The organism is Streptococcus sp. SG2 (assembly GCF_030439925.1).
Classification (GTDB): Bacteria; Bacillota; Bacilli; order Lactobacillales; family Streptococcaceae; genus Streptococcus; species Streptococcus gordonii.
Map to the genome: position 1 here is coordinate 50047 of NZ_JAQFJD010000005.1, position 16616 is coordinate 66662.

A 16616-nucleotide genomic window follows, 5' to 3' on the forward strand; every position below is an offset into this window, starting at 1 on the left:
CACCTGTTGCTTTCACTTGCTTAGAGTCCAATTTGGGCCAAAACAGCCTGAAAATCTGTCTTAATAGCATCAAGTGACACTGTCACTTCTTGACGCGTCTCATTGTTTTTAACAGTCAGCTCGCCACTTTCCAGCTCGCTCTCGCCAAGAGTAATAATGGTCTTCGCTTGGAAGATGTCCGCTGATTTAAACTGGGCCTTAATCTTGCGGTCCAAATAGTCCCGTTCAGCCACAAAACCTTGTGCTCGGAGAGACTGGACTAATTCCAAAGCTTTGCCATTGGCACCAGCCCCTAAAACTGCAATATAAGCGTCCAGACCCGTCTCAATCGGAAGCTCCACACCTTGCTTATCCAATACGAGAAGCAAACGTTCCAAGCCCATACCAAAGCCGACACCTGGAGTCTCAGGACCACCAAAGTAAGCAACCAGCCCATCATAACGACCACCGGCACAAATGGTCAACTGGCTGCCAGCCACCTCAGTCGTAAACTCGAAAATCGTGTGGTTGTAATAATCCAAACCACGGACCATGTTGGTATTGATAACATACGGGATCTGTAAAGTCTCTAACATAGAGCGAACAGCCTCAAAGTAAGCACTGCTCTCCTCATCCAAATAGTCCAGAATAGACGGCGCACCCTCTACTGCTACCTTATCCTCAGGCTCTTTAGAATCCAGCACGCGCAGGGGATTTTCTTCCAAGCGACGTTGACTATCAGCTGAAAGTTTAGCCTTCAGTGGAGTCAGATAATCAATCAAAGCCTGACGATAAGCCGCTCTGCTCTCAGGATTCCCCAGTGTATTTAGCTCCAAGCTGACATTGGTGATGCCAATTTCCTTGAAGAATTGAGCTGCCATAGCAATCATTTCTACGTCTGTTGCTGGATTGCTAGAACCAAAACACTCTGCTCCAATCTGGTGAAACTCCCGCAGACGACCAGCTTGGGGACGTTCATAGCGGAACATAGAGCCCATATAGTAGAGCTTGACAGGCTTTTGAACTTCTGGTGCGAAGAGCTTGTTTTCCACATAAGAACGAACGACAGGAGCTGTCCCTTCCGGACGAAGCGTGATGTGGCGATCGCCCTTATCATAGAAGTCATACATTTCCTTGGTCACGATGTCTGTCGTATCTCCAACAGAACGGCTGATAACTTCATAATGCTCAAAAATAGGAGTACGAATTTCAGCATAATTGTATTTCCTAAATGTCTCACGAGCAAATTCTTCGACATATTGCCACTTGGCAGACTCTTGTGGGAGAATATCTTGTGTTCCCTTTGGTTTTTGTAATTTCATCTTCTCACCTCTGTCTTCTTTAGTACCTATATTTTACCACAAGTCCAGCATTTTTAGGAGTACAAATGGCATTTTCCAACGGTAAGAATTAAATCCGTTTTCATTATGGAAAATATCTTGAAAAAATGTCAGAATTGTGAGAAAATAAAAACAATTCCAGCTAGTATAGAAGGAGATACCTATGAGAGACGATATCAAAATCAACGACCGAGCAGCTGCAATTCAGGATAAACTAGTAGAAAAACTCGAGCGCATTTACGATCCAGATGTAGAACTAGATGTATATAACCTAGGTCTGATTTATGAGATCAACCTAGACGAAAACGGCCACTGCAAGATTGTCATGACCTTTACGGACACAGCCTGTGACTGTGCTGAGAGCCTCCCCATCGCCATCATGGACTCTCTTAAGAAGATTGATGAGATCGAAAGTGTCTCTGTCGAAGTCACTTGGTCTCCTGCTTGGAAAATCACCCGCATCAGCCGTTTCGGTCGTATTGCACTAGGGATTAGCCCTAAATAGAAAAACATTGAAATAAAAATATTGAACCCGCTAGAAAGCTAGCGGGTTCTTTTGTTATATATTGGCTATTTCTTTCCGGTTTCTTCTGGTTTCCAGAAGTCCGTAACAGCACCTTTAGCAGCAGAGGATACCATATGGGCATATTTACCAAGTACCCCACGGCTATAAAGCGGTGGAATCGTTGTTTCTGCCTTGCGTTTCGCCAACTCCTCGTCAGAGACAGCCATGGAAATTTCCTTGGTATCTTGATCAACCGTTACTATATCGCCTGTACGGAGATAAGCGATTGGGCCACCATCCTGAGCTTCTGGAGCAATGTGTCCGACAACCAAACCGTAAGTACCACCTGAGAAGCGACCGTCTGTCAGAAGGGCAACTTTGTCCCCTTGACCTTTCCCTACAATGATAGAAGAAAGCGACAGCATTTCCGGCATACCAGGGCCACCTTTTGGTCCAACGTAACGAACTACAACCACATCACCATCGACTACTTCATCGGCCAACACTGCATCAATAGCGGCTTCTTCTGAGTCAAATACCTTGGCTGGTCCGACGTGTCGGCGTACTTTAACACCAGAAACCTTGGCAACGGCACCGTCTGGAGCCAGATTACCATGCAAGATGATCAATGGACCATCTGCACGTTTTGGATTTTCAAGTGGCATAATGACCTTTTGACCTGGTGTCAAATCCGCAAAGTCTGCCAAGTTTTCTGCTACTGTCTTACCAGTACAAGTGATACGATCCCCGTGCAGGAAGCCATTCGCTAAGAGATATTTCATCACAGCAGGCACTCCACCAACCTCATAAAGGTCTTGGAAGACATACTGACCAGATGGTTTCAAGTCAGCCAAATGTGGCACCTTCTCTTGAATGACATTAAAGTCATCAAGTGTCAGCTCAACATTAGCCGCATGAGCCATGGCTAGCAAGTGCAGGGTAGCATTAGTAGAGCCACCCAGAGCCATAGTCACTGTGATTGCATCTTCAAAGGCTTCACGCGTCAAGATATCAGAAGGTTTCAACCCCATCTTAAGCATATTAACAACCGCACGTCCAGCTGCTTCAATGTCTTCTTTTTTGTCAGCTGATTCTGCAGGGTGAGAAGAGGAGCCTGGCAAGCTCATACCCAGAACTTCAATAGCTGTAGCCATGGTATTAGCTGTATACATACCACCACAGCCACCAGGGCCAGGACAGGCATTACACTCGAGACGTTTCACGTCCTCCTCGGACATATCTCCGTGGTTCCATTTTCCGATTCCTTCAAAGACAGAAACCAAGTCAATATCTTTCCCATCAAGGTTTCCAGGCGCAATCGTTCCGCCATAGGCGAAGATTGCAGGAATATCCATATTGGCAATGGCAATCATAGAGCCTGGCATGTTCTTGTCACAGCCACCGATAGCAACAAAGGCATCCACATTGTGCCCGCCCATGGCAGCTTCGATAGAGTCTGCAATGATGTCACGAGACGTTAGGGAGAAGCGCATCCCTGGCGTACCCATGGCAATCCCGTCAGCGACCGTGATAGTCCCAAATTGAACTGGCCAAGCACCAGCAGATTTAACTCCTTCTTTTGCTAGCTTACCGAAGTCGTGCAAGTGCATGTTACAAGGGGTATTTTCCGCCCAAGTCGAAATCACCCCTACAATAGGTGTTTCAAAATCTTTATCCGTCATTCCTGTAGCCCGAAGCATGGCACGGTTTGGTGATTTAACCATGCTATCGTAAATCTTACTTCTATGACGATTTTCTAGCTTATCTGTCATGTCTATTCCCTTCCTATCAGTGGTCTTTGTGTCCTATATTATACCACACTTGCCCTCAAATGAACAGGAGAAAATTTTTAAATTTTCAGAATTTTATAAAAATAATTGCTCTGCTATTTTCAAATTAAATAAAAAAATCTGTCAAGTAACTTTACTTTACAAAAAACTTTTGATATACTGTTAAAGTTGATGTAAATCATCAAACTGAATCGAAATTATAAACTAAAAGGAGAAACAAACAATGGCAGTACCTGCACGTCGCACCTCAAAAGCGAAGAAAAACAAACGTCGTACTCACTATAAAGTAACAGCTCCATCTGTAACTTTTGACGAAACTACTGGAGATTACTCACGTTCTCACCGTGTATCACTTAAAGGATACTACAAAGGACGTAAGATCGCTAAAGCTGCTGCAGCTGAATAATAGAAGGGAGATACCATGCGCGTAAATATTACACTTGAACACAAAGAATCTGGTGAACGCTTGTACCTTACTTCTAAAAACAAACGTAACACTCCAGACCGTCTTCAATTGAAGAAATACTCACCAAAACTTCGCAAGCACGTTGTGTTTACAGAGGTTAAATAATTGAGATAAAAAAGCCTATGAAATCAATTTCATAGGTTTTTTCTTTTTTCTAAATGCTATATATTGCAATATAAATCATTTGAATCACTAGATTTTTATGAAATGGATTAGAAGTTTGAATACATAAAAAACAGTAGCATCAAATCTACTGTCTTTTCATTTGTTAGATAAATTGTCAAGAATAGTAGTAGTTATTACTATGTTACCAAAACCTAAAACAGCATATCTCCAATACCAGCAATAAGATAATAAATAAGAACCGAAAACAGTGTTATTATTACCCCAACAATGACCGTATATAATATTATTTTTGTTTGACTTAAACTACTTATAAAGTTTTTTACCCTTTCATCTGATTCTATCATTTTATACTCTTCGGTAGTTTTATCCTTTAATAAATCCGATACAGTATTTAAGTTGTTTTGCTTTTTAATTTTCTCGATCTCAAGCGATGTCTTTACAGTCCAAAAGAACAAGATTGCATAAATTATAAATCCTATTTTCCCAAAAATCATAACAGATGGAAAAATACTAAAACATGTTACGGCCATTAAAACTATAAATTTTTTAGTAAGATATGTACTTCTATCGCCCTTCATTTTGAAATCCCTTTCATTCCTTTTTACTAAATTATATACCATTGATTATTTTAAGTCAATATTTTTTATTCCATATAAGCTTTTTTTATATAAATATCTCATACAACATAGTTTGTTTTAAATCTTGATGATTGCTAAAACTACAAATATATTTGAACTTTTGACAATATATCTCTTATGATATATACTATGTTCTAGTAATTAATTTATCAATTTCAATATAAAATATTTCAAACGAGATTTAATATGCAATCAATAGGTAATAAAATTAAAACAAAAAGAAAATCACTCGGACTATCTCAAAAGGATTTGGCTGATGGAATTTGCGAACAAAGTCTAATTAGTAAAATCGAACGAACAAACTATTTTCCTTCCGCTGATGTTCTTTATAACTTATCACAAAAACTTCAGGTGGATATAAATTACTTTTTCGATGAATCGTATGAGACTGTCTCTGATTTACGAAACTTTATTGCCATGTCCTCAAAGCTTTTAGAACATAGAAATTACAATGATTTAGAGTATCTTTACAACCTTGAAAAAAGCAATCAAAATTCATTTAATGAGGATGAACAATCTTATTTAACATGGATTGAAGCTATTATACTCTTTTACAACTATGATAAAAAAGATAGTGCAATTGAGTTGCTTAAAAATCTCATTGACTCTTTTCTTGACTATAAAAAAAATATTTATTTAAAAGCTCTGAATACTCTAACAAATTTCTACTCAAATATAGGCTATAACGAAGAATATGAAAAAAATTACAGAAAACTTCTTCAAATCTATTCAACAAAAGATTTCCAATTGAAAGAGGATATAGAAGGATATATTCGGTTAAAATATAATTTTGCACATCATTTAACGATTAACGGTCAATTACTGGATGCTTTAGAAACAGCATTAGAAACCATAGATTTTTGTAAAAATAATAATACAGCATATCAAATGCCTTCTCTACTTCTTCTCGTTGCTAATTCTTGTGAAAAATTTCTATCTAAAGAAGAGATTTTACAATATTACACTGATGCAAAAACACTAGCTAAATTATACGGAAATGATGTACTCTATCTCAAAATAAAAAATTACCTAATCAATTACGATAATGATTAAACTCTTTTTAATATAATGTTTTATTATTTATCCATATGAGAAAAATTCTTATATGTTCGAATATAGAAAAGCTAGCAGAGAGATTTCGGCTGGCTTTTTTATATCTAAACTACTACTAATGCCTTTATTTAAAGATATACCACTCAAAACCAACCTTCCGAAATACACATTTTTTCCTGAAAAGCAATTAGCGTAAAATGATGAATAAGCAAGACTTACTTTAGATCCTTAAACCATCTACATGACTAGAAATCTTGATTTTAAGGGCTTAGCATTCACTAAATTAACTGTTAAAAGTGTCATGTTTTCTTAAGCAGTGTGTGGTCAGCGATAGAGTGTTTGTGGGAATGAAAAAGCCTTTGACGCCAACGTTTTAAAGACTTTTTCTTTTGATTTTAACAAAATATCTGCATTTTATATTATCTATTCTAAACTGAAAAATCAATTTAAAGTTTTTATAATAGCTACAGTTTCTTTAATATTGAATTTATCTAGATAACAGAAATTCACCAATTTCTACTTTTAATGTAGATTCTAACTAGCTTAATTATAGGAATTACGCTATAATGAAGCCAAATAATGGCACATGTGGGTGGCGAGATTATGTTTTATAAAACAAGACAAACTCATTTGGAATATCCAATGAAGTTCAATAAGGTAAAGTCAAGTCCAAAAAAGTAATAAAAAATTATAACTAAAAAGGAGAATTACAATGTCTAGACAATGGAAGAAATTGATTCTTACTCTCTTCACTCTCCTAGCACTCTTCGTGATTGCTGGCTGCGGACAAAACCAAAAGACAGACAAAAATGTCGCTCAATCTGATCAGAAAACGGCCACCCTGTCTGGAGAATGGGAATCTGTAGACGAACTTGAATCGATTCAAAAAGTGTTCATTCCCAAAGGTATGAAGGGCATCACTTTTGCAAGATTCATTGAAGCTTTCAAAGACTTTAAAATGGCACTAAAAGTTGACGGAAATACTGTTAACCTAAGTTATGATTACGATGTCACACCTTTTGCAAAAGCCTTTTATTCAATTTACAGAGATAAAGATAAAACAACAGAAGCTGATTTCATTAAAGAAGTTTATAAAGGCGAGTCAAGTTTTTCTGAAGAATTCAAACAATATAAAGTAAGCATGGATAATGACAGTGGCATTTTCAGATATTCTGCAACAGGAGATATTGATAAAAGCAAACAAACCATCTCATTTAAAGAAGGGTTGTCAATTCTTAATTCCTTCCCTGCTTCTGTAGGCGATAAATTAGATCCAGTCGTTTACAATTATGAGATCAAGGATGGTATTCTCTATCTTTATGCAGACGGTACCACCACAAAGGAAGGACTCCCTGCTCACTTTGAATTCCGTTTCAAACAAGTTCAAAAACAAGAGAAGAAATAGAAAGGAGAAGCAAAGATGTTTAAAAAATATATGAAAGCATTCTTAATCGCTTGTTGCTCTCTCTTTGTACTCACAGGATGCGGAAATGATTCTAACTCTAGCTCTAGCACTGCCAAAACCTCTACCCTTGATGGAAAATGGAAAGCTGTTGACTTTAGAAGTTCAGTTGAACGTAGTTTAGGCTATCAAGACTTTGATGAAGAAAAGGCTACGCGGCTAAGCTATTCTGACGGCTGGAAAGATCTAGCACCTACATTGAATATTTCTAACAATAAGGTTGAATTTGAATATACAGCTCCTATGCGAACTTGTCTCGGCAATTTCTACGATTACTACCTAAAGAAATACTCTGCGTCAACTATTTCTAAAGACGGTTTTATAAAGGCAAGATTTCGCAAGTTAAAAACAGATTTAGCAACTTATCAATCCCATATGAAATACACTACTTATGATTCTAACGACAATGATTACACGGTCCATTCTTTACTTAGAAATGGTAAAATCGATACTAAGAATCATACGATTACCTTCCCTGAAACACCAAATATTTTGCAATTAGTCGTACTTTCTATTGCAGATGTTAAAAATGAAAAAACGTATAACTATAGTATTGAAGGCGACATTCTTACATTGACTTTAGAATCACGAGATGAGGTAAATGATGTAACCGCCTATTTCAAAGTGAAATTCAAGAAAGTCCCAGAGACTAAAGATAAAGAATAAAAATCAAAAGACACCCTTTAGCACATTGAGCTAGGACTCAAAAGGGTGTCTTTTTATGCTCCCTTGTCTTACTACTAGTAATATGGACTTGTATCACAGTAGCTTTTCATTTTTTAAAAGATAGGCAACAAGAGCTTCATTGTAGATTTTGGATAGCGTGATAGTCTTGCCTATTTTTATTTGACAAGAAAAAGTAGACAGTATATACTAAAAATAGATAAGTAGACAGTGTATACTTTTGGAGGAGATACATGAAACGCAATACTGCCCAGCTGAAAGAACAGCTCATTCAAACAGGGATTGAAGAAATCGGAAAACATGGAATTGAAAAGCTTTCGCTCAGGACTATCGCCAAGGCCTGTGGTGTAACTCACGGCACTCCATACCGCCATTTTGAGAGCAAGGAAGGCTATCTAAAGGTCGTTTTGGCCCGGCTTTCACTGTTTCTCAATCAGGAAATCAATGAAAGTATTGATGCGACAGGTTCTGCGCGTGATCAGCTGACCCAGCTTGGTCTTAATTTCATTATTTTTGCCAAGACCTACCCTTATTTTTTCGAAGCTCTCTTTATCAAATTTCCTTTTAAATATATGAAAGTGACCCAGGACACCATTCTCTTGGAGTCCGATTTGCCTGGATTTGATAAATTTAAGGAGCTTGTTTTAAAGCTTCGCAAGGAGGAAAATTTTAGCAATAGCGAAGCAGAAAGCCTTTTTCACTTTTGGAGCTTTATCACAGGTCTAGCCGTTCTGGCCAACAGTCCTATCGGACAAGACCTTGATCCTCAAGCCATCCAAAGCACGATCGAGCATATGCTTGACATTTATATCAAAGGAGAACGATCATGAAAACCTTGATTATTTACACCCACCCCAGCCCAACCGGCTTCAATGCTGCTATTCTCAAAGAAGTTCAAAGCAACCTTTCTAAGAAGCACGAGGTGAAAACCTTGGACTTGTATGCTGAAAATTTTGACCCTATCTTGCGCTTTGACCAAGAACATAGACGTCGTGACCTACACAAAGACCCTGAAATGGCAAAATACCGGGATTTGATTACTTGGGCAGACCATCTGATTTTCATTTTCCCTATCTGGTGGAGCGGTATGCCGGCTATTCTCAAAGGCTTTATCGACCGCGTATTTGCCGCTGACTTTGCCTACTCTTATAAGAAAGTCGGCATGCAAGGCCACCTGCAAGGCAAGTCCGGCTGGATTATCGTCAGCCATAATACACCAGGTTTTGCCCTGCCTTTTGTCCAAGACTACGGCAAGGTACTTAAAAATCAAATCTTGAAACTTTGTGGAATTTCTCCAGTCAAACTGACCGAGCTCAACGGAGTAGAACGCAAAACAGACCAACAACGTCAAGAAATGCTCAAGAAAATCGGGCAGCTGGCCAGTCAAATTTAAGAACAAGCAAATAGGCACTTCGTAAGAAGCGCCTATTTCTATATTTAATCTAAGCCTACGCGTTTGAAGATTTCATCTACGCGCTTGGTGTAGTAAGTAGGATTGAAGATTTCATCAATCTCTTCCTGAGTCAGACGGGAAGTGACTTCTGGGTCCGCTTCGAGCAAAGGCTTGAAGTTCACTTGATTGTCCCAAGACTGAGCAGTCTTTGGCTGCACCAAGTCATAAGCCTGCTCCCGCGTCATGCCTTTTTCAATCAAGGTCAACATAGCTCGCTGGCTGAAGATAAGACCAAAGGTTGAATTCATGTTACGCTTCATATTTTCTGGGAAGACTGTCAAGTTCTTAACGATATTGCCAAAGCGGTTGAGCATGTAGTCGATAAGAATGGTCGTATCCGGAGCGATAATCCGCTCAGCTGATGAGTGGGAAATGTCGCGCTCATGCCAGAGAGAGACATTCTCAAAGGCCGTCACCATGTGACCACGAATGACACGCGCCAGACCAGTCATATTTTCAGAACCGATAGGATTGCGTTTGTGAGGCATCGCAGATGAACCCTTTTGCCCCTTAGCAAAGAACTCTTCAACCTCGCGCTGCTCAGACTTTTGCAGACCGCGAATTTCAGTCGCCATACGCTCGATAGATGTCGCAATCAAGGCTAGAGCTGAGAAGTATTCAGCGTGGAGGTCACGTGGCAAGACTTGAGTCGATATCTCCTGCGGACGGATGCCTAATTTCTCACAGACATAGCTTTCCACGAATGGCGGAATGTTGGCAAAGTTCCCAACCGCACCAGAGATTTTCCCGGCTTCTACACCGGCAGCCGCAATCTCGAAACGTTCAATATTGCGCTTCATTTCGCTGTACCAAGTCGCGAGCTTAAGACCAAAGGTCGTCGGCTCCGCATGCACCCCGTGGGTCCGTCCCATCATGATGGTGAACTTGTGCTCCCGCGCCCGCTCTGCAATGATGTCAGTGAAGCGACGCAGATCCTCACGGATGATGTCATTGGCCTGTTTGTAGAGGTAGCCGTAGGCCGTATCCACCACATCGGTCGAGGTCAAGCCATAGTGCACCCACTTGCGCTCCTCACCCAGCGTCTCAGAAACCGCCCGAGTAAAGGCCACCACATCGTGGCGCGTCTCCTGCTCAATCTCCAAGATGCGGTCAATGTCAAAGCCTGCCTTCTCACGAATCAAGGCCACATCTTCCTTGGGAATCTCACCCAGCTCAGCCCAGGCCTCATCAGCTAGAATCTCAACTTCCAGCCAAGCCTTGTACTTATTTTCCTCAGTCCAAATGTTCGCCATTTCGGGGCGAGAATAACGGTTGATCATTGTTGTTTTTCTCCTTCTGTTTTGTCTGTTTGAATGTTATCAAGAATTTTCTGAGCTGATTCTTTCTTCAATGTATTTTCTAACCATTGAGTTTGATGAGCTTTTATATACTTTTGCCAAATAATTAGTAAAACAAGACCGATAGAAAGTATACCTAAAGTAATAAATAATCTTTCAGTGGCACTATAATTAGCAAAAAAATAAACACTAATCCCCCATGATATCTCAATTAATGTTAAAAACAATTGTAAAATTTTAATCCCATTGATTACTTCCGGTTTGACATCTTCATCACTAATAATGATTCTACGGTCTAATAGACTAATTATATTTTTAGGTTTAGAAAACCAAATAATTAGTAAACCTATACCTGCAATAACTGTGTAAGAATCTTTATCTACTTTTGAAAAAATAAGAAAGAAAAATATTGGAAGTATCAGATAAATTACTTTTATAAAAATGCGGAAAATTTTTTTATAGATTGGTATGTCAACACTCTGATATCTTAGTGGAACAAATAAATTTAGAAAATATGAGAATCCTAAAGTTTGAATAAATGGAGCAGCTACTCTTGAATAACCTTCAAAACTATCTATCATAGTTTTGTAACCATTACTATACTTAACAATTAAAGTATATAACTCATTCTCCCTAAGACTATTAGGAATTATCATGAAAAGCATAGTGGTAATATTTAAAAATATTGTTCCTATCCAAAAAATAAATGCTGTAAAAAATGACAACACAATATAAAGTAATATTAAACTAAGTAAAAACCTCTTTTGTTTAATATAAGCGATAATTCTTTTACTGAAGTAAAATAGAAAAATGCCGTTTATAAAGCAAATAATGATCGGGGTTAAGAATCTTAAAAATGTTATTTTATTTAAAATTACCCCCAGTACTATAAATATCAGCCCATTTACAAGAAACGGAAGTATATATAATATCAAATAACAAAAACCAATGGCGTGTTCCGCGTCAATTGTTCTACTTTTGAAAAATTGTTTTATTTTTTTAGGTAATAATTTAAATTTCCGTATTAATTGTTCAACAATCTTCAAACTATCCTCCTACCTAAAACTTCTCTACCTCATCTGGCACATCACTAAACACAGTCACATATCCCATTTTGCAGTTGTGCTTTGCTTCTAGTTTACCATATAAGTGGAGGTGAGCACATGTTCCTTTTATTCTATTTTATCAAAAGACAAATGCCTTCATCTAAACTCAGTTCCTCGGAAACTTTCTCTTTTCTCAGCTTTTTCTTTGACATTCTTACATTTACTTCTAATCTTAAATTTTGTATTTCAAAATTGATAGATTTATTCATCATCCTCTTCACTATTTGGATCATTGAGGGTGTTTGGTAAATCTAAATGCCCAATAGTATCAGATATACCTTGAATCGACTTTAATACCCTAGAATCTATTTTAGGCACTTGAATCTTATTGAATTTTTCACTAATGGATTTTAATACATTGTTAAAATTAATATTGTTAGCATAAAACCTATCCATTGCTGGTTTATTAACTTCTGATACTACGTTTGTTAAACCTACTAAAAGTTCTTGATTGGAAATATCATTGACAAGTTTTCTAGTTGCTTCAATATCCCATTTCTCAATCATGCTATACTCAAGCTCTTCTAATTCTTTATTTACAGCTAATAACAGTGAATCTATTTTTTTATATCGTCTATAGGTTAGCGTGTGAAAATGCATAACGTCATTCCTGTATTCCCTAATCTTATCATAGTTGTTTTTGAGTACATCTACTTTCTCACCATCAGTGAATGGTGCAAAATGCTTTTCCCATATAGTGATTGGTAGCGAATTTCTAATCATTTCTTTCAGACTATATTCATTTTTAATTTGAAAATCGTTAAAATGAATTGTTAAGTTATTAATTGGATTTATATTTAAATCAAATATCAAAGTATGAAGTTCAGCTATTTGTAGATTTTCTATAAATTCCATCGCGTGAATTTTTGATAAATCCAGTTTGCCATTAGTCTTTTTCTTAATAATTTTTATAACATTTTCATCTTCTAATGGAGACAAAGCTAATACAAAGATTTTTCTTAACAGCGATTCATATGTCTGAAATTTAGGATAAAGTTTTTGTGAAAAATACATAGACAAATCATTAAATAGAATCGAATAATTCAAACCACTTTTCTCTAAAATTCCTTTAAATATTGAAAGGAAATCTCCGAACTTTTTTGCTGAATTCAATTTAGACTTGCTGTATTCATAGCTAAGTATAATTTTAACCAGTCCGCTCTGAAATTGATGAGTATTTATTGTAAAGTCACCATCTTTAAAAATACACTTATATTTGGCTAAATGCCCCTCTACATACTTATCACCAACTTGACTGTCAGAAGTAATACTAATTATTTCTGAACCAAGAAATAACTCATCAAGTTTAGTAATACTAATATTTTTAGTTAATAACTCCACCTCAAATTTCATATGTATTCCCTAAAATTTTACTTCTCACTCAAACTCCTCTTTCCCAATCCATACAGACGGGTAGTGATCTAGTGTATTCAAGTTCGTATCCGTCGGTAAATCATAAATTGCTAAATAGTTTTCGGGGTATTGAGTAACTAGCTCTTCATACTTGGCCTTCACTTTTTCGTGATTGCTACTAGCATACAAGACTTCTACGACAGCTCCAGTCTTGTCCTTCTCCACAAAAGCATTGACAATGATTTGAATCATAGATTTTCTCCATTAAATTCTAAAAATTTTCTTCCTCAGGATCTTCGTAAACACAAAATTCAATTGAAAGTTTTATAGGGCGACTTGTTAATCCAAAACTCTTTATATAATCATAGACCTCATCATCATCGCGCGTATGCTCTATAACTAGCTGATTATTTGTTATCTCTACAATATGAATACCTTCTGCATCCGGAATTTCTGGAATGACTACATCATCCGCATAAGTAAATGTCAGAGTAGTAATATCATCTTCAAATACATCATCGAATTCTTCCATCATTTCAAAAATCAATCCCCTCCCCAAACTCAACCACGCTATCCGGCACACTACTAAACAAAGTCACGTGTCCCATTTTGCGGTTGTGCTTCGCTTCTATTTTACCATACAGGTGGAGGTGAGCGCTTGGATTTTCTGTGACATATTTCTTAGCGGCCTCAACATGCTGGCCGAGTACGTTGAGCATGACGGCTGGCGCATGTAATTTAATTTCTGGCAATGGTGCTCCGAGAACGCCCAGAATATGGGTGTCAAACTGCGAGAAGTCGCAGGCTTCGATTGAGTAGTGGCCAGAGTTGTGTGGACGTGGTGCAATCTCATTGACAATGATATCATCAGCTGTCGCAAACATCTCCACGCAGAGGGTTCCAGACAAGTTAAGCTGTTCTGCGATTCGCACTGCCATGGTTTTAGCTTTATCTGCTAGCCTTTCCGAAATGCGGGCTGGTACGATGGTCTTAGACAGGATATTGTTGCGGTGGATATTTTCCTGAACTGGGAAAACCTTCACATCCTTGCCATTTCCTGATACGATGACAGAAATCTCAAGGTCGAAATTGACAAATTCTTCCAAGACACAGTCTGCTGAATCTGCTAGCGCATAAGCTTCTACCAAGTCTGCTTCTGAACGAATAACCTTTTGACCATGCCCATCGTAGCCACCCGTCGCCGTCTTAAGGACATAGTTTTTCGATAGGTCAATATCTGCCAAGTCTTGGCTAGAAGTCACGACCTTGTAAGGTGCCACAGTGACTTGAGCCTTATTGGAAAGAAAGTCCTTTTCAAAGATCCGATTTTGAGAAATGCGGAGCAGATCCGTTCCTTGAGGAAGCTGACCATCCTTGATAACGGCATCCAAACCGTCGGCATCGACATTTTCAAACTCATAGGTCAGGACATCGCAACGCTCAGCCAACTGACGGAGGGCGTCCACATCGTTATAAGGAGCTACGATGATTTCCGCCACACGAGAAGCTGGGCAATCCGCCGCAGGATCCAGCGCAATGACCTTGTGCCCCATGTAGATAGCAGAAATGGCCATCATCTGTCCCAGCTGACCGCCACCGATAATTCCGATTGTTTTAGATGAGCTCATTTGTAGACTCCTCAGCGATTTTTCCTTGTTCTTCTGCAAAATCCGCCAAAGCTGTCGCAATGGCCTGGTCCTCTACTGAAAGAAGGCGGAGGGCAAAGAGAGCCGCATTTGTCGCTCCTGCTTCCCCAATAGCCATAGTTGCTACAGGTACACCGCCCGGCATCTGCACAATCGAATAAAGAGAGTCCAGACCGCTGAGAGCGCGTGATTTGACCGGTACGCCGATGACAGGCAAGGTGGTTTTAGCCGCTACCATTCCTGGCAAATGGGCGGCACCACCAGCACCTGCGATAATGACCTTGATACCACGACTGCGAGCTTCTTCCGCATGCTGAAACATGAGGTCCGGTGTGCGGTGAGCAGAGACAACTTTCTTTTCGTAGGCTACACCGAAGCGGTCTAAGACTTCAGCTGTTTTTTGCATGGTTGCCCAGTCGGATTTGGAGCCCATGATGATGGAAATAATTGGTTTCATATTTTCTCCTCTGAATAAACTAATTCTTTTGCTCAATATTTTTTACAGTAGCTGATTCAACACTATAATGTTGAACAGTCTGATTAACTAGATTTTCAACGCTCTTAGGTTTTATCAATAAACGAAGTATAATTGTCACAAGAGGTATAATGCTCGGCAAATCCTTCCAGACAGGTGTCAACACTTCTTCACTATCACGTCTTAAAAGCCAGTACTTTATTGTCTGCAATATTTTTCTTCTACTTTTCGTCTTCTCAGCTGTTCCAATAATCAAAGCCATCAGACTATGCGTCTCAACGCCTGCTTGACCAAGAATGACCTCAGATTTAGCGTAGCTGTGACTGGCTAGTTCTATCATGATTTTTGGAAAATTAACTCCTGCTTTATAGGCGTTAGCAGGCTCTACCATTCTAGGGTTACACTCTATATAGTAAAATTGGTCTCCCCTACGTATAAAATCTAGGGTTAGGCAACCATGCCATTGTATATATTGTCCTAATTTTTCAACATGCTCTCTCGTTCTTTTAGATTCTATGCTTAATCTTGCCGCAGCCGAACCACCCGCACCAGAACCTACTTTTACGCTAGAATGCACTGCGAGTAATTCTCCATGATCAAACACTGCTTGAACCTGACCATAGTCTCCAACTATGTCTTGCTGAACCATCCATTCCTCATCACTCGCTGTTAATTTGCTCGTCACTTCAGCCAAATCTTTCTTACTTGAAATCTTATAAACCGAGCGACCGGCAGTACCATAATCTGCTTTCAGCCAATAAGGATAGTCTAACAGTATAGAGTCTGCATCTTTCACGTACTCCCACTTAGGTGTGGGAAGTCCTAATAAATCCGCAGTTTCAGCAAAAGCAATCTTTCCAGCCAACTTTTTAAACTGCTCTTTATCAGCAAGGGCGATTGGTAGCGATTGAGGCAAAAATTGTTTCCCATTTGCCAATAACCAGCCTTCTTCATGTGTTGGCAAAATGGCCTTGTAATTGGTTTTATGAAGCAACTGACTAACCTGTCTCAGATAATCTACAGGAAAACGATTCACATCAACTATCGGAACTCTATGGGTTAGACGACTGAAGTATGCAATGGAAAATCTTCTAGGAGATAACACATCAATTTTATAGCCTTCTTTCAACAAAACTGTCAAAGTTTCTCGTGAGGTCAAGCTTGAACCTTCTAAAAATAGCAACCTATTTTTCATTTTTCAAATACCTGAAGTCTATTTTTAAGTCTCACGGCTAAAAGTTT

19 protein-coding genes and 1 pseudogene are annotated in these 16616 nt (G+C 38.6%); 8 read left to right on the top strand and 12 right to left on the bottom strand.

The genetic code is table 11. The features are described 5' to 3' along the window. Positions 1 to 20 precede the first annotated feature (20 nt). Positions 21 to 1301 (bottom strand): histidine--tRNA ligase, encoded by a 1281-nt coding sequence (gene hisS, locus PCY09_RS09520; RefSeq protein ID WP_061602326.1) that lies wholly within the window; start codon positions 1299 to 1301, stop codon positions 21 to 23. Between the two features lie 181 nt (positions 1302 to 1482). On the opposite strand from hisS, the gene PCY09_RS09525 reads away from it, so the two are divergent. Next, positions 1483 to 1824 (top strand): metal-sulfur cluster assembly factor, encoded by a 342-nt coding sequence (locus PCY09_RS09525; protein ID WP_045773053.1) that lies wholly within the window; start codon positions 1483 to 1485, stop codon positions 1822 to 1824. Positions 1825 to 1889: 65 nt separating this feature from the next. Here PCY09_RS09525 and ilvD read toward each other — a convergent pair whose 3' ends face one another. Continuing rightward, positions 1890 to 3596, bottom strand: coding sequence for a dihydroxy-acid dehydratase (gene ilvD, locus PCY09_RS09530; RefSeq protein WP_008809990.1), 1707 nt, complete (start codon positions 3594 to 3596; stop codon positions 1890 to 1892). Positions 3597 to 3837: 241 nt separating this feature from the next. Here ilvD and rpmF point away from each other — a divergent pair, with 241 nt between their 5' ends. Both rpmF and rpmG read left to right on the top strand, forming a co-directional pair. Then, the gene (gene rpmF, locus PCY09_RS09535; protein WP_008809991.1) at positions 3838 to 4020 is read left to right on the top strand and encodes a 50S ribosomal protein L32; all 183 of its coding nucleotides are present in this window, start codon (positions 3838 to 3840) and stop codon (positions 4018 to 4020) included. 15 nt (positions 4021 to 4035) lie between these two features. Next, positions 4036 to 4185 (top strand): 50S ribosomal protein L33, encoded by a 150-nt coding sequence (gene rpmG, locus PCY09_RS09540; protein WP_001265622.1) that lies wholly within the window; start codon positions 4036 to 4038, stop codon positions 4183 to 4185. A 212-nt stretch (positions 4186 to 4397) separates the two neighbouring features. Here rpmG and PCY09_RS09545 read toward each other — a convergent pair whose 3' ends face one another. Beyond that, positions 4398 to 4784 (bottom strand): hypothetical protein, encoded by a 387-nt coding sequence (locus PCY09_RS09545; RefSeq protein WP_125366445.1) that lies wholly within the window; start codon positions 4782 to 4784, stop codon positions 4398 to 4400. A 246-nt stretch (positions 4785 to 5030) separates the two neighbouring features. Between PCY09_RS09545 and PCY09_RS09550 the strand changes: the two genes are divergently transcribed. The 5 genes from PCY09_RS09550 to PCY09_RS09570 all read left to right on the top strand — a co-directional run bounded on the left by PCY09_RS09550 (position 5031) and on the right by PCY09_RS09570 (position 9436). Beyond that, complete coding sequence (locus PCY09_RS09550) at positions 5031 to 5897, top strand: helix-turn-helix domain-containing protein (protein WP_061585374.1); 867 nt, start codon at positions 5031 to 5033, stop codon at positions 5895 to 5897. 712 nt (positions 5898 to 6609) lie between these two features. Further along, the gene (locus PCY09_RS09555; protein WP_045634758.1) at positions 6610 to 7302 is read left to right on the top strand and encodes a hypothetical protein; all 693 of its coding nucleotides are present in this window, start codon (positions 6610 to 6612) and stop codon (positions 7300 to 7302) included. A gap of 15 nt (positions 7303 to 7317) precedes the next feature. Next, positions 7318 to 8025, top strand: a complete 708-nt coding sequence (locus PCY09_RS09560) for a hypothetical protein (RefSeq protein ID WP_061602327.1) — start codon at positions 7318 to 7320, stop codon at positions 8023 to 8025. A 251-nt stretch (positions 8026 to 8276) separates the two neighbouring features. After that, on the top strand, positions 8277 to 8873 hold the full coding sequence (locus tag PCY09_RS09565; protein WP_061602328.1) for a TetR/AcrR family transcriptional regulator: 597 nt from the start codon (positions 8277 to 8279) through the stop codon (positions 8871 to 8873). Then, positions 8870 to 9436 carry an NAD(P)H-dependent oxidoreductase gene (locus tag PCY09_RS09570; RefSeq protein WP_002922778.1) on the top strand — a complete coding sequence of 189 codons (567 nt, stop codon included), beginning with the start codon at positions 8870 to 8872 and terminating at the stop codon, positions 9434 to 9436. The genes PCY09_RS09565 and PCY09_RS09570 overlap by 4 nt, the downstream gene beginning before the upstream one ends. 44 nt (positions 9437 to 9480) lie before the next feature. Here PCY09_RS09570 and purB read toward each other — a convergent pair whose 3' ends face one another. The 9 genes and pseudogenes from purB to PCY09_RS09615 all read right to left on the bottom strand — a co-directional run bounded on the left by purB (position 9481) and on the right by PCY09_RS09615 (position 16569). Beyond that, entirely contained in the window at positions 9481 to 10776 is a 1296-nt protein-coding gene (purB, locus tag PCY09_RS09575; RefSeq protein ID WP_061602329.1) for an adenylosuccinate lyase, read from the bottom strand. Continuing rightward, positions 10773 to 11840 (bottom strand): beta-carotene 15,15'-monooxygenase, encoded by a 1068-nt coding sequence (locus PCY09_RS09580; protein WP_227250368.1) that lies wholly within the window; start codon positions 11838 to 11840, stop codon positions 10773 to 10775. Before PCY09_RS09580 ends, purB begins: the two co-directional genes overlap by 4 nt. Before the next feature lie 13 nt (positions 11841 to 11853). Then, positions 11854 to 11955: pseudogene (locus PCY09_RS09585) on the bottom strand (hypothetical protein); the annotation flags it as partial. Between the two features lie 146 nt (positions 11956 to 12101). Next, on the bottom strand, positions 12102 to 13253 hold the full coding sequence (locus PCY09_RS09590) for a hypothetical protein (RefSeq protein WP_301556715.1): 1152 nt from the start codon (positions 13251 to 13253) through the stop codon (positions 12102 to 12104). Positions 13254 to 13277: 24 nt separating this feature from the next. Further along, entirely contained in the window at positions 13278 to 13505 is a 228-nt protein-coding gene (locus tag PCY09_RS09595) for a hypothetical protein (RefSeq protein ID WP_061602331.1), read from the bottom strand. 19 nt (positions 13506 to 13524) lie between these two features. Beyond that, entirely contained in the window at positions 13525 to 13788 is a 264-nt protein-coding gene (locus PCY09_RS09600) for a hypothetical protein (protein WP_125366506.1), read from the bottom strand. Position 13789: 1 nt separating this feature from the next. Next, positions 13790 to 14881, bottom strand: a complete 1092-nt coding sequence (gene purK / locus PCY09_RS09605) for a 5-(carboxyamino)imidazole ribonucleotide synthase (RefSeq protein WP_061602333.1) — start codon at positions 14879 to 14881, stop codon at positions 13790 to 13792. Beyond that, a complete protein-coding gene (gene purE, locus PCY09_RS09610) occupies positions 14868 to 15356 on the bottom strand; it encodes a 5-(carboxyamino)imidazole ribonucleotide mutase (protein WP_045504741.1) in 489 nt (162 codons plus the stop codon). Before purE ends, purK begins: the two co-directional genes overlap by 14 nt. Positions 15357 to 15375: 19 nt before the next feature. Then, the gene (locus tag PCY09_RS09615; protein ID WP_046164561.1) at positions 15376 to 16569 is read right to left on the bottom strand and encodes an ATP-grasp domain-containing protein; all 1194 of its coding nucleotides are present in this window, start codon (positions 16567 to 16569) and stop codon (positions 15376 to 15378) included. Positions 16570 to 16616 lie beyond the last annotated feature (47 nt).

What these genes read in the sequence shown, in the direction of transcription:
- hisS (WP_061602326.1), bottom strand. Translation starts at nt 1,301, where the DNA reads ATGAAATTACAAAAACCAAAGGGAACACAAGATATTCTCCCACAAGAG.
- PCY09_RS09525 (WP_045773053.1), top strand. Translation starts at nt 1,483, where the DNA reads ATGAGAGACGATATCAAAATCAACGACCGAGCAGCTGCAATTCAGGAT.
- ilvD (WP_008809990.1), bottom strand. Translation starts at nt 3,596, where the DNA reads ATGACAGATAAGCTAGAAAATCGTCATAGAAGTAAGATTTACGATAGC.
- rpmF (WP_008809991.1), top strand. Translation starts at nt 3,838, where the DNA reads ATGGCAGTACCTGCACGTCGCACCTCAAAAGCGAAGAAAAACAAACGT.
- rpmG (WP_001265622.1), top strand. Translation starts at nt 4,036, where the DNA reads ATGCGCGTAAATATTACACTTGAACACAAAGAATCTGGTGAACGCTTG.
- PCY09_RS09545 (WP_125366445.1), bottom strand. Translation starts at nt 4,784, where the DNA reads ATGAAGGGCGATAGAAGTACATATCTTACTAAAAAATTTATAGTTTTA.
- PCY09_RS09550 (WP_061585374.1), top strand. Translation starts at nt 5,031, where the DNA reads ATGCAATCAATAGGTAATAAAATTAAAACAAAAAGAAAATCACTCGGA.
- PCY09_RS09555 (WP_045634758.1), top strand. Translation starts at nt 6,610, where the DNA reads ATGTCTAGACAATGGAAGAAATTGATTCTTACTCTCTTCACTCTCCTA.
- PCY09_RS09560 (WP_061602327.1), top strand. Translation starts at nt 7,318, where the DNA reads ATGTTTAAAAAATATATGAAAGCATTCTTAATCGCTTGTTGCTCTCTC.
- PCY09_RS09565 (WP_061602328.1), top strand. Translation starts at nt 8,277, where the DNA reads ATGAAACGCAATACTGCCCAGCTGAAAGAACAGCTCATTCAAACAGGG.
- PCY09_RS09570 (WP_002922778.1), top strand. Translation starts at nt 8,870, where the DNA reads ATGAAAACCTTGATTATTTACACCCACCCCAGCCCAACCGGCTTCAAT.
- purB (WP_061602329.1), bottom strand. Translation starts at nt 10,776, where the DNA reads ATGATCAACCGTTATTCTCGCCCCGAAATGGCGAACATTTGGACTGAG.
- PCY09_RS09590 (WP_301556715.1), bottom strand. Translation starts at nt 13,253, where the DNA reads ATGAAATTTGAGGTGGAGTTATTAACTAAAAATATTAGTATTACTAAA.
- PCY09_RS09595 (WP_061602331.1), bottom strand. Translation starts at nt 13,505, where the DNA reads ATGATTCAAATCATTGTCAATGCTTTTGTGGAGAAGGACAAGACTGGA.
- PCY09_RS09600 (WP_125366506.1), bottom strand. Translation starts at nt 13,788, where the DNA reads ATGATGGAAGAATTCGATGATGTATTTGAAGATGATATTACTACTCTG.
- purK (WP_061602333.1), bottom strand. Translation starts at nt 14,881, where the DNA reads ATGAGCTCATCTAAAACAATCGGAATTATCGGTGGCGGTCAGCTGGGA.
- purE (WP_045504741.1), bottom strand. Translation starts at nt 15,356, where the DNA reads ATGAAACCAATTATTTCCATCATCATGGGCTCCAAATCCGACTGGGCA.
- PCY09_RS09615 (WP_046164561.1), bottom strand. Translation starts at nt 16,569, where the DNA reads ATGAAAAATAGGTTGCTATTTTTAGAAGGTTCAAGCTTGACCTCACGA.